The organism is Aporhodopirellula aestuarii, assembly GCF_023701485.1.
GTDB lineage: Bacteria > Planctomycetota > Planctomycetia > Pirellulales > Pirellulaceae > Rhodopirellula > Rhodopirellula aestuarii.
The window spans coordinates 54364-66602 of the sequence record NZ_JAMQBK010000002.1 but is presented as its reverse complement, the minus strand read 5'-3'; the positions used below and the strand labels follow the sequence as shown (position 1 = coordinate 66602).

Annotated in this window: 8 protein-coding genes; 6 read left to right on the top strand and 2 right to left on the bottom strand. The window is 54.2% G+C overall.

The window, feature by feature from the left end:
• Positions 1–6 precede the first annotated feature (6 nt).
• The 6 genes from NB063_RS00620 (at position 7) to NB063_RS00595 (ending at position 9435) form a co-directional block, all read left to right on the top strand.
• Positions 7–618 carry a bifunctional 4-hydroxy-2-oxoglutarate aldolase/2-dehydro-3-deoxy-phosphogluconate aldolase gene (locus tag NB063_RS00620; RefSeq protein ID WP_250926789.1) on the top strand — a complete coding sequence of 204 codons (612 nt, stop codon included), beginning with the start codon at positions 7–9 and terminating at the stop codon, positions 616–618.
• A gap of 85 nt (positions 619–703) precedes the next feature.
• On the top strand, positions 704–1810 hold the full coding sequence (locus NB063_RS00615; RefSeq protein WP_250926788.1) for a sugar kinase: 1107 nt from the start codon (positions 704–706) through the stop codon (positions 1808–1810).
• Between the two features lie 493 nt (positions 1811–2303).
• Entirely contained in the window at positions 2304–4394 is a 2091-nt protein-coding gene (locus NB063_RS00610) for a beta-galactosidase (RefSeq protein WP_250926787.1), read from the top strand.
• A 73-nt stretch (positions 4395–4467) separates the two neighbouring features.
• A complete protein-coding gene (locus NB063_RS00605) occupies positions 4468–5331 on the top strand; it encodes a LamG domain-containing protein (protein WP_250926786.1) in 864 nt (287 codons plus the stop codon).
• Positions 5332–5485: 154 nt separating this feature from the next.
• Positions 5486–6805 carry a family 43 glycosylhydrolase gene (locus NB063_RS00600; RefSeq protein ID WP_250926785.1) on the top strand — a complete coding sequence of 440 codons (1320 nt, stop codon included), beginning with the start codon at positions 5486–5488 and terminating at the stop codon, positions 6803–6805.
• A gap of 95 nt (positions 6806–6900) precedes the next feature.
• Positions 6901–9435 (top strand): glycoside hydrolase family 2 TIM barrel-domain containing protein, encoded by a 2535-nt coding sequence (locus tag NB063_RS00595; RefSeq protein ID WP_250926784.1) that lies wholly within the window; start codon positions 6901–6903, stop codon positions 9433–9435.
• A gap of 178 nt (positions 9436–9613) precedes the next feature.
• On the opposite strand, the gene NB063_RS00590 is transcribed toward NB063_RS00595, so the two are convergent.
• The gene (locus tag NB063_RS00590; protein WP_250926783.1) at positions 9614–9988 is read right to left on the bottom strand and encodes a hypothetical protein; all 375 of its coding nucleotides are present in this window, start codon (positions 9986–9988) and stop codon (positions 9614–9616) included.
• The gene (locus NB063_RS00585) at positions 9948–12236 is read right to left on the bottom strand and encodes a sugar-binding domain-containing protein (protein WP_250926782.1); all 2289 of its coding nucleotides are present in this window, start codon (positions 12234–12236) and stop codon (positions 9948–9950) included. Before NB063_RS00585 ends, NB063_RS00590 begins: the two co-directional genes overlap by 41 nt.
• Between the last annotated feature and the right edge of the window lie 3 nt (positions 12237–12239).

Genomic DNA, 12239 nt, shown 5'->3' with positions numbered 1-12239 from the left:
GATGCATTGACTGAGAATATTGAGAAACTGAGGATCGTTCCCGTCGTTGCGATTGACAGCGCCGACGACGCCCTGCCGTTGGCCGACGCGCTCAGCCAAGGGGGGCTACCCATCGCTGAAATCACGCTTCGCACCGAGGCCGGGCTGGAGGCGATTTCCAAGTTATCTTCGCAATATGGGTTTTTGGTGGGTGCGGGCACGGTTCACAGCGTCGACCAAGCCAAGCAGGTCGCCGACGTGGGAGCCAAGTTCGTCGTCTCGCCCGGATTCAATCCGAAAACCGTCCAGTGGTGCCTCGATAACTCGATGCCGATCTTTCCGGGTGTATCGAGCCCCACGGATTTGGAAACGGCCCTGGAGTTTGGGCTGAGCGTGGTGAAATTCTTTCCTGCCGAACAGATCGGCGGCGTCAAAATGCTCAAGGCACTCCAAGGGCCCTATGGGGGCATCCGGTTCATTCCGACCGGCGGTATTAGCGCCGCCAATCTCAGCGAGTACCTCGCTCTTCCTTCGGTCGTCGCATGTGGCGGCAGCTGGATGGTAAAACCAGAGCTCATCCGAAATAAACAATTTGACGAGATCGCCCGCCTCACTCGCGAGGCGATGGCGTCGATTTGACGATACCCGCTGCCTCAATTCGGCTTTTCCTGACGAGAGATCGTAAGCTTGTCTCCACTGTGCCCCGTGATTTGCACCCAATTCCATGTCGAACAATAAACTCAACATCAAACCTGCCGCCGACTGTCGTTTTGATCTGGTATCACTCGGGGAGGTCATGATTCGGCTGGACCCGGGGGAAACCCGCATTCGCACCGCGCGAGAGTTCAAGGTGTGGGAAGGCGGCGGCGAGTACAACGTGGCTCGAGGGTTGAGGCGTTGTTTTGGAATGCGAACGGCGCTCGTGAGTGCATTCGCCGACAATGAAATCGGACGGCTAGCCGAAGATCTGATTCTGCAAGGTGGCGTCGACATGAGCTTTGTCAAATGGATGCCCTACGACGGTCTCGGTCGTACCATTCGCAACGGGTTGAACTTTACCGAACGCGGGTTTGGCATCCGCGGCGCGGTAGGCTGCCCCGATCGCGGGTTGACCGCGGCGAGCCAACTCAAGCCGGGTGACATCGATTGGGAACATCTTTTTGGGACGCTCGGCGTTCGGTGGTTCCATACCGGTGGCATCTATGCGGCACTGAGTGACAGCACACCGGATGTGGTCATTGAGGCAGTCGAGTGCGCGCGGAAGCACGGAACGATCGTCAGCTATGATCTGAACTATCGGCCTTCACTTTGGAAAGGAATCGGCGGACATGAAAAGGCGCAACAGGTCAATCGCGAAATCGCTAAGTCGGTCGATGTGATGATCGGAAACGAAGAAGATTTCACCGCGTGTCTTGGGCTTGAAGTCGAAGGCGTTGACGAAAACATCTCCAACATCGACGTCGAAAAATTCAAACAGATGATCGAAAGAGCGGTGAAGGAGTTTCCAAACTTCATGGCCACCGGAACAACGCTTCGCGAAGTCCATTCGGCGACCGTCAATGACTGGAGCGCGGTCGTTTGGTGCGATGGCAATTTCTATGAATCTCAAGCGTTTCCCAAATTAGAAATTCTCGATCGTGTCGGCGGCGGAGATAGCTTCGCCAGCGGTTTGATCTATGGCTTTCTCACCTCTGGAGATCCCGAGCGAGCGGTCAACTATGGCGCCGCGCACGGGGCCCTCGCCATGACAACCCCCGGTGACACCACGATGGTGACGGTTCAGGAAGTCGAAAAAGTGATGTCGGGTGGTGGGGCACGCGTGGTTCGCTGAGTCGCACCTCGCCGAGACACCGACATTCCTTTTCAATGCGACGGTAAGTCGCGGAGGGATGAAGGCCAAGCCATCTCGTCGCCAGTGATGCGATCATCGCCAACGCCGGCTTCGCCGGTGAGTAGGTTTTGTCGCTTAGTCGACTTGGTTGTCCGTGGCGGAGTTCTCCCGAATCGTGATCGCGTTACGACGTAACGCATGGGGGTGCACCGAAAACGCCATCAAGCTGTTGACTTCCGGATCGCACTGGCTAGATTGTTAACAATTGACAGTCTGGCGGCGTGAGCGTGCGGGCTGGCAAGCGAGCCGGGACACGAACAGACCCGCCGATTCCTCCCCACGATCCTTCCGAGACAGAATGAGACTCTCATTACCCGCTATCCGGCTGTCCCTGCGTCGCGAGCGCATCTGTCAGAGTCACACGCATCGGAGGTCAGCCGATGTTCCTGTTAGCGAAGGTTCGCTAGCAAGTTGTTCACGTGGTTGTCGACGATTGAACCTGCGCAGTCTCGCGGCCATTTGTCTCGTCCTGGGGGTGTTGTCATCCGGTGCCAAGGCGGAACAAGCTACAGACAGTTTGGTGCTCTTTCATTTTGACGATGACAGCCAAATTGCACGCGTTGAATCGCGTGACATTCGACTGAGTCGAGTTGCCAATGACTCGGGCTCCGCACTGCTGCTTCAAACCGGACACGAAATCGATTGGCCGGGAATCACACTCAAGCCCACCGAAGGGTTTTGGGACGGTTCACCGTTCCAGCGTCTTGCGCTGGATCTCGTGAATACTGGCGACAGCGCCTTCGAGCTCGGACTGCGGATCGACAATCCAGGAGGGGATGGCCAGAACAAGAGTGTCACGGTGATGACGTTTGTCAAACCCGGTGAATCACGAGTGGTGTCCGCAAACCTTTCGGATACCCCATGGCAGTTTTCGAGTCCGCTGAAGCTCGAAGGCATGCACGCGGCACCTGGCCAACAAGCGATCGATCCGGCAAAGATCCAAGAGGTGATTTTGTTTCTTCGCACACCGAATTCGGATCATCAATTCACGATCGACAACGTGCGTTTCGAGAAACGAGTCCAAGTTCTAGATCCCGATACGTTTCTACCGTTCATCGACGAGTACGGGCAATTCATTCATGCCGATTGGCCAGGGAAAATTCATTCCGATGAACAATTGCGCGAGAACCGTGAAAAAGAACTGGCCGCTCTCGCGGAAGACCAGCGACCGGCCTCGTTCAATCGTTTTGGCGGATGGAAAGACGGCCCCAAACGTGATCCGGCTAAGTTTTTCCGGGTTGAAAAACATGATGGAAAATGGTGGTTCATTGATCCAGACGGTTGTCGATTTTGGTCGCACGGCATCGATTCGGTTTCCACACGATTTGGCGGGACGGGAACCGAGCATCGCGAAAGCTACTTTCGTAACTTGCCGACCAAAGCGGAACCATTGGGGAAGTTTTATTCTCGCAGCACGTGGGCGTTTGGTTTCTACGCCAGTCGTATCCCATTCGAAACATACAATTTCTACGCTGCGAACTTGTATCGAAAGTATGGTGAGGATTGGGCGGACGAGTTCGCGACCGTCGCTCACCAGCGGCTGCGAAGTTGGGGCATGAACACGCTCGCGTCGTGGTGCGACCCGGACGTTTACTTGCAACGCAAGACGCCCTATGTGGCGTTCTTTCGGGCCGAAGATTGTCCGACGTTACAGGGAGCCGAGAAACGCTGGACTACGTTCGTCGATGTGTTTGATCCGCAATTTCGCGACGCGGTCGTCGAGGGGATTGAGACCTGTCATGAATCGTTGGGCGACCCTTGGTGCATCGGCTTCTATGTCGACAACGAACTTTATTGGGGCGGGAACGAATCACTAGCATTGTGGACGTTGGCGTGTCCACCCGAGCAAGTCGCCAAGCAGGTATTTCTCAGCGACCTTCAAGCCAAATACGAAAACATCGCCACATTGAACGAGGCTTGGGGAACCAGCCATGCAACTTGGGACGATCTTGCCGCCGAAACACAGCCTCCTGATGTGAAGAAGGCAGCAGCCGATTTGCGTGCTTTCTCAGTCAAATTCGCTGAAACCTATTTTGGTACCGTCAAAGCGGAACTCGCCAAAGCGGCACCGGACCAGTTGTATTTGGGATGTCGTTTCATTTGGGATTCCGAGGTCGCGTTGCGAGCGGCGGCGAAATACTGTGACGTGGTCAGTTTCAACCAGTATCGCTACAGCGTCGCGGATCTCAAATTGCCCGCCGGTGAAGACAAACCGATCATCATCGGTGAATTCCACTTTGGTGCTCTTGATCGAGGAATGTTTCATCCGACGAAAGTGCCGGCAAAGGATCAGAAGCATCGCGCCGAGTGTTACAAGAACTTCCTGCACAGCGCCCTCGCAAACCCGCGAGTCGTTGGCACGCATTGGTTTCAGTACACGTCCGAGCCGACAGCGGGACGTGGCGACGGAGAGAACTATCAAGTCGGCTTTGTCGACAACTGCGACACGCCATATGTCGAAACCGTGAACGCGGCGCGAGAGATCGGCGACGAGATGTATCAGTATCGAGCTGCGAGTGAATGAGCCAATGTCGCGAACGTCGTTCCGCCCCGCAGCCGCTCGCAACAACCGTAACACAACTGCCTGAAGGAAAACCATGAAGTTCATGTCACTTTTGATATTCACCTGCATGCTGAGTACCGGCATGGCACAAACGCAACCCTTCTTTGCCGAAGGAGAAGACCCACGGCCAGTCGGAAAGGTTTGGCAACAGGTCGATCTGCTCTCAGATGAATTCGATGGCGACTCATTGGATGCGACAAAATGGGACAAAAATCCCGCTTCCAAGCACTGGGGCTGGATAGGTCGTCCTCCAGGCCTATTCCAAGAGGAAAGCGTCGTCGTCGAAGAAGGCAACCTACGGGTGACGGTGGGCGTGCTGGACTCGCCCGTCGTAATCAAAGGGAACGAGTTCAAGTATCACGGCGGTATCGTTCGATCGGTCAATCCCGGAACCGTGGGCTGGTACTACGAATGCCGCATGAAGGCCAACAAGACCGAAATGTCGTCGACGTTCTGGTTGATGCCCCGCCCCAAAGATGCAAGGAGATTGGAGTTCGACATCCAAGAATGCGTGGGGCGGACGACCGAACAAACAGCTAGCTGGGGGCGAAACTGGGATCAGATTTTCCACTCCAACGCGATCCAACACGCCACAAAAGAAGGGCCCGAAAAGATCCAGATCCAAAGTTCGGTGAGAACGGAAACCCCGAACTGGGAACGCTATTACGTCTACGGCGCCTGGTGGAAATCACCGCGAGAACTCCGGTTTTATCTCGACGGAAAATACGTCTATTCGCTGAAGCCTAGCGTCGATTGGGACGTGCCGTCTTACTATCAGATGGCGATTGAGACGTACGACTGGAACCCGGTCCCCGACGACGGAGGATTAGTTGCCACGGCGACGAAGGAAGAACGCACGACGCAGTACGATTGGATTCGAACCTGGCGTCTTGAATAGTCGTTGGTTTTTCCGGCCATTAAGTGGCAGTCTTCAGTCGCCTCGGGTGTACAGAGGCGACACGTAGGAGATTTCATCCGTTTCGGTCAACGCGTTGTTGAACGAACCCGCGTAGTTCGAATGTAAAGCGTTCCTCTCAATCGAAAGCATTCCCGTGTCGTATCGAGCCGTTTTGTTCTCTGCCGTTTCGATGTTTCTCACCACGGTTGCATGTGGTCAGGGATTTCAAGGTGTCGTCTCCGATTCCGAATCGGGGAGCCCGCTGGCGGGTGTCTCTGTGCTCGTCGTGGAAGACAACGTTTCGGCCACGACGCGTGACGATGGTGGATTTGCTATTTCGATTGGCAATCGTGATCCCAAGACTCTGCGTTTCGCAATCGACGGATACATGTTCGCTGAGAAACGCGGCGTCGAACCGGCAACCGGTCTAGCGATCGGATTGAGGAAGGCGAAAAAAAGTGCTGCGACCATTCGAGAAGAACGCTACCGGGCCGATGGATGTGAAATCGACAACCCGATGAATCCAGACTGGAACATCCGTTTCAAATCGTCTTTGTTGAAAGGTGATTTGGCTCCTGATCCGACCTACACACGGCGGGATCCGAGTGCGGTTATCCAGGTAAACGGGAAATACTACGTTTGGTATTCCTACAGCCTCACTCACGACACAAAGAAACTAGCTCCCTGGGACCTGAACGATCTCTATTTCGCAACCTCAACGGATGGAGAAACGTGGGAAGAACAAGGTCCAGCGGTCACACGAGGTCCCGAAAGCTCTTTTGACCATCGCTCCGTTTTCACAACCGAGATCTTCGTCCATGACGGCGTCTACTATCTCATCTATCAAGCTGCGGGTGACGTGGACGGCATCTACAATCGCAATGTGATCGGGATGGCCAAATCCGAATCACCGGACGGCCCATGGACAAAAGTTGACGAACCGGTCCTACGACCGACCTACACGAACGAGCAGTATTTCGACAACAACGCGGTTCACGATCCATGTCTGATTCATTACCGCGACAAGTTCTATCTTTACTACAAAGGTGAATGCATTTGTTTTGAAGATGAAGATTGCCAGCGGTGGTGCAACCCGTGCTGCGGTCTCAAGAAACAGGTGAAGTGGGGAGTCGCGATTGCGGATCACCCGACCGGACCGTTCATCAAATCAGAATTCAATCCGATCACCAACACCGGACATGAAGTCATGGTCTGGAAATATGGAACCGGAATCGCGATTCTCCAACACCAAGACGGGCCCGAAGCGAAGACGATTCAGTACGCCGAAGACGGTGTCAATTTTGAAATCATGGGTTCCGCTATCGACATGCCCGAAGCCGCGGGGCTGTTTCGTCCGAACGATCCTGAGAATACACCTCATGGCGGGATCGAATGGGGACTCAGTCACGTCTTGAAATGGAACGCGGGCCCCAAAGGTTGGATGTACATCCAAAAGTATCAAAAGGTGAAATAGAACGCTCGATCCAATTGGCATCGTAAATCACTCGGCGACACACTACCGCGGTTCACCTTGGCTATCTGAAGCAAGCATTTTCCGAAAACATGAACATGAGCCACCTCCGTTCGTCGCTGCGACTTTTCATGTTCGTTGTCGCGGCGTTGACAACGGCCTCCAACGTTCACGGCGGTGACTCAGGCGCGGTCGACTTCAATTCCGGTTGGCTCTTTTCACTTCAAGAACAACCCGCTCACGACGTCGACGTTGACGATACCGCATGGCGGCATGTGCAATTGCCTCATGACTGGAGCGTCGAATCACCTTTCGATCAACGCTTGGAAGGGTGCACGGCCTATCTTCCAGGCGGAATCGGATGGTACCGAAAACACTTTGAAACCAACGTCGATGACGATCACGTTACCTATGTGTACTTCGATGGGATCTACAACCGAGCCGAGATCTGGCTCAACGGTGTCAAACTCGGGTTTCATCCTTACGGTTACTCGCCATTCTTCTTCGACGTCACCGAATATCTCAACGCAACGGGCGAAGACAACGTCCTTGCGGTGAAAGTCGATCACTCGCGATACGCGGACAGCCGCTGGTACACTGGCTCGGGCATCTATCGCGACGTCAAACTAATCCGAGCGAACAAACTGCATGTTCCGATCGGAGGAACCTTCGTAACGACGCCGACAGTATCCAGGGAAATATCCGAAGTTGCCATCGACGTCGAAGTTCGAAATGCGTTCGATCGTCCCAAAACGTTTCAACTCTTAACGAAAATAGTTGACTCATCCGGAGACGTGGTTGCGACCGATGAATTGACAGCCGAAATCTCGGCTGAAGCCACGCACACGTTCCATCAAGACCTTTCGGTGACCTCGCCCCGCCTTTGGAATCTCGATGATCCGTCTCAATACGTCGCCGACACGACGATCATGCACGACGGCGAGGTGATCGATTCCTATCAAACTCCATTCGGGTTTCGCGAAATCAAGTTTGACGCGGAATCAGGTTTCTATCTCAATGGCGAACATACGCTGATTCAAGGGGTGTGCCTCCATCACGACGCTGGACTCGTCGGAGCCGCAGTTCCGACAGGTGTTTGGGAACGCCGTTTATCCAAGTTGAAGGCAGGCGGTTGCAATGCGATTCGAACCGCCCACAACCCGGCCTCGGAGAAATTTCTCGACCTCTGTGATCGGATGGGCTTTCTCGTCCAAGAAGAGTTCTACGACGAATGGGATAACCCCAAAGACAAACGTCTCAATATGGCCGAACAGCATGACGATCGGATTACCCGTGGCCATGCGGAGTTTTTCCAAGACTGGGCCGAACGAGACTTGAAAGCGACGATGCGTCGTGACCGCAACCATCCTTCGATCTTTCAGTGGAGCATCGGAAACGAGATCGAGTGGACTTACCCAAAATACCGAGAAGCATCGGGATATTTTGATGCAGACGCGTCAGGGAATTACTTTTGGACACCTCCGCATTTGACGCCTGACGAGGTTCGCGAACGGTACCAAAGCATTCCGGATGGCACCTATGTTCTCGCCGACACCGCTAAAAAACTCGCTCAGTGGACGCGGGAGATGGACACGACTCGTCCGGTGATCTCCAACTGCATCCTTCCCTCGGTGAGTCATGTGACTGGCTACACCGATGCACTCGATGTGGTCGGTTATAGCTACCGAAGAGTTGTCTACGACTATTCGAGAAAACACTTCCCTGGAAAGTCGGTCATGGGAACCGAGAACGTTGCCCAGTGGCATGAGTGGAAAGCCGTGTTAGAGCGACCGTTCATCTCAGGCGTGTTTCTTTGGACGGGCATCGACTACATGGGCGAAGCCCGCGAAGACTGGCCGCGAAAAGGAGTCCTCAGTGGTCTTTTAGATACCGCGGGTTTCAAAAAGCCGTCGTACCACATGATGAAAACGTTGTGGTGTGACGAACCTCACCTTTACCTCGCAACCCAAACGTTGCCTCAAACGGATTATCACGTCGATGCGACCTCGGGAGTCATCGGCACCGAAAGTCCGGACGCATGGACCAAACGCACTTGGGTTTGGCATTCGGTCAATCATCATTGGGACTACACACCGGGTGATGACGTCGTTGTGGAAGTCTATTCCAACACCGATCGCGTCGAAGTGCTTCTCAACGGACGGTCGCTCGGCATCAAGAGTTTGTCGGACTTCCCCGACCGCATTTTTAAGTGGCTGGTCCCTTATGAACCGGGCGTCCTGGAAGCGAGAGCCGTTCACTGCGATGCGGTCATCCGCGATCGCTTAGAAACAGCCGGTCCACCCGCGTCCGTCTCGTTGACGCCCGACACAACCGATTTGGACGTCGACAACCGCGATGTCGCCCACGTGGTCGCACAACTCGTCGATGCAGATGGCATCCCCGTTAGAGACCAGGAGTTGGACGTGGTCTTTGAGATCGAGGGTGCCGTACGTGTCCTGGGCGTCGACAACGGATCAGGCAAGACCGTCACTCAGTATCAATCGAACCGAGTGGTCACGCACCAGGGACGTTGCCTGTTGTTGGTCCAGGCGACCGGAATGTCCGGCGTCGCAACCATCCGTGCTCACGCAGACAACCTCCAAAGTCGCCCGATTACGATCGACGTCCGGTAAACACGTTGGACGGTTGGCTCTCGCTCTGGTCGTAGAACTCGCCGCAGGACGTTGATTGTTTTAGTGCCTTTTTTAGCGGAACGGCGCAAGCCGTCCGGTCCCGAGTCACCGGACGGCTCGCGCCGTTCCGCTATATTTGAAATCCTTCAGTAATACAAACGACGTCCTCAGGCGAGACTCACCGCACGTTGAGAGACAGCGGTTTGCTGACGATGCCTGCCGCCGAAACAATCACCTCGCACCTTCCGCAATCGCGACCTGATCGAATCAATCCCAACGCTTGTCCATTGTGGGTGAGGACCGTTGATTGATAGTGAAAATCGACGTTCATCTCCCATCCGTTATCAACCGCGAGAAGTTCGGCGTCGCCGTTGACCTGGAACTGAACTTTTATCGCCGGATCATTGATTCGTCTTCCAAACGCGTCGAGTAATCTCACACGAACGTGTGCGATATCATACCCATCCGCCTTGAGAGTGTTTTTGTCGGACGACAACTCAATTTCGGCAAACTCACCGCTCGTGGCGAGAGTGTACTCCCGCGTGGACGCCATTCTCCGCGTAGCCTTTGACGGTCAACTCACCCGCAGCGTACGGAACCAACCATTTGATCACATGATCGTCCGGGAAGTCTGCAAGAGCTTGCTTTCCCAAACTCTTGTTATTCAGGAACAACTCTGCCTCGTCACAATTCGTGTAGACCTGAACGATAATGTCTTGATCGGGTTGGTAATCCCAGTGTTCGTTCACGCGGTACCATTCCCATTTCCTCAACGCACCCCAAAACGGAGGGTCTCGCATTTGCATCTCAAACTGCCATCCGTCTTCCTGCGAGAAAGAGTATTCCGATTCGGCAGACGGTGTTGTGACCATGTAAACCTTCGGCTCATCTTTCCACAAGCATTCGAAGAAGTGCCCTCGCGGCGTTTTGAACCCGGCATAGTCGAAGAACGATAGATTGAGTCCCTTTCGAGGCCACGGCCCTGCCTCGCCCAAATAGGCAAACCCCGTCCAAGCAAACATGCCGCTGACGAAGTCTCGATCCAGGACGTTCTTCCATTCGGAATAGGCTCCCCAATTTTCAGAGCCAATGATTTTCATTTCAGGGTACGTTTCGTGGGCCGCATCGTAGCATTCTGCTCGATAGTTGAATCCGGCAACGTCAACCGCATCGAGATACCCGCTGACCGCTGCCAGAGATGGACGAACGCTTCCGCACGTGACCGGACGTGAGGTATCGACTTCCTTCACCCATGCTGACAATTGCTTCGCGATTTTGGCGAGTGGATCGTCACCACCGGAAACTTGATCGAACACCGGTTTCACAATCGACGGGTCAAAGACGGGAATGGTTTTGCTTTCGACGGCATCCGGATTCAGCATCGCGAACGCTTTCGAATAGGCCGGGAAGGTCCACTCGATTTCGTTGCCGATGCTCCACATGATCACCGATGGATGGTTGAAGTCTCGTCGAATCAAGTCCTTCAAATCACGCTCTGCCCAACGCTCAAAACACTCGCTGTAACCACGTGCCTCGTTCAGGTCTTTCGCACCTTGGTCACCGATATAGCGAAGACTCTTGACCTTGGGCCGATCCCACTCATCGAAGAATTCATCCATGACCAACATTCCCATTTGGTCGCACACGTCCATCAACTCAACCGAATGAGGATTGTGCGACATGCGAATCGCATTCACTCCGATCGACTTCAGTTTCCCGACGCGGTATTCCCAAACAGACTTTGGCACCGCCGCTCCCAACGCCCCCGCGTCATGATGCAGATTAACGCCTTTGATCTTCATCGGCACTCCGTTGAGTGAAAACCCTTTGTCCGCATCAAACTCAAACGTTCGAATACCAAATTGCGTCTCGACGCGATCGACCACGATGCCGTTTTGCCGAATGGTCGTGATTAACGACGACAGGTTTGGCGAATCAACGCTCCACCGAGAGGGATTGAGCACCCTGAGTTGGCTCTCGTACAGCCCGTCTTTCATTTCGGCTTGCACCGACTCCGTGATCACGCCGTTAGCATCAATAACACGCGTTTCTACCTCGATGCCGTCGTTTTCGTCGCCAGCAATACTGGCCGGATCAACAGCCTCCTCTTCTCCGACAACCTCCGTCGTGACGTGAATGTCCGCAAAGGAAGAGGTGACCTGCGGGGTCGTGATCTGCACTCCCCATTGCGGTACGTTAACCGGCGAAGTCTTGACCAGTCGAACGTTTCGGTAGATTCCCGATCCGGTATACCAACGCGAGTCAACATAGGCAGAGTGATCGACTCTCACGGTGATCCGATTCGGTTTGCTGCCAAAACGCAGGTGTGGGGTGAGGTCGTACGAGAAACTGCTATATCCACTCGGACGGAATCCGAGATGGTGCTCGTTGATCCAAACGTCAGACTTGTAATACACCCCATCGAACTCAATCCGAATGGATCGGCCTCGATCCGATTCCGGCAACGAGAACGTTTTTCGGTACCAACCGATTCCACCAGGAAGAAACCCTGTACTCGCAGCAGTGTTTTCTTGTCGGTAGGACTCGCGAATGCTCCAATCATGCGGAAGCGTGACGGGGGTCCAATCAATTCCTTGGCGGTCGTTAACAAGAGCAGGTTGGCTGCGGGAATCGTGACGCAGAACATCCGAGTCCGCAAACTCTTGTAAGCCAAACTGCCAATCGAAATTGAAATCAACTACGGTTCGTGGCGAATCTTTCAAGGCCCGATCGGCGGCAATGCTTTCACCGCAGGCACATGAAACAACCACCAGAAACAGCGTTCGGATTGTCTTCATCATATT

What these genes read in the sequence shown, in the direction of transcription:
- NB063_RS00615 (WP_250926788.1), top strand. Translation starts at nt 704, where the DNA reads ATGTCGAACAATAAACTCAACATCAAACCTGCCGCCGACTGTCGTTTT.
- NB063_RS00605 (WP_250926786.1), top strand. Translation starts at nt 4,468, where the DNA reads ATGAAGTTCATGTCACTTTTGATATTCACCTGCATGCTGAGTACCGGC.
- NB063_RS00595 (WP_250926784.1), top strand. Translation starts at nt 6,901, where the DNA reads ATGAGCCACCTCCGTTCGTCGCTGCGACTTTTCATGTTCGTTGTCGCG.
- NB063_RS00590 (WP_250926783.1), bottom strand. Translation starts at nt 9,988, where the DNA reads ATGGCGTCCACGCGGGAGTACACTCTCGCCACGAGCGGTGAGTTTGCC.
- NB063_RS00585 (WP_250926782.1), bottom strand. Translation starts at nt 12,236, where the DNA reads ATGATGAAGACAATCCGAACGCTGTTTCTGGTGGTTGTTTCATGTGCC.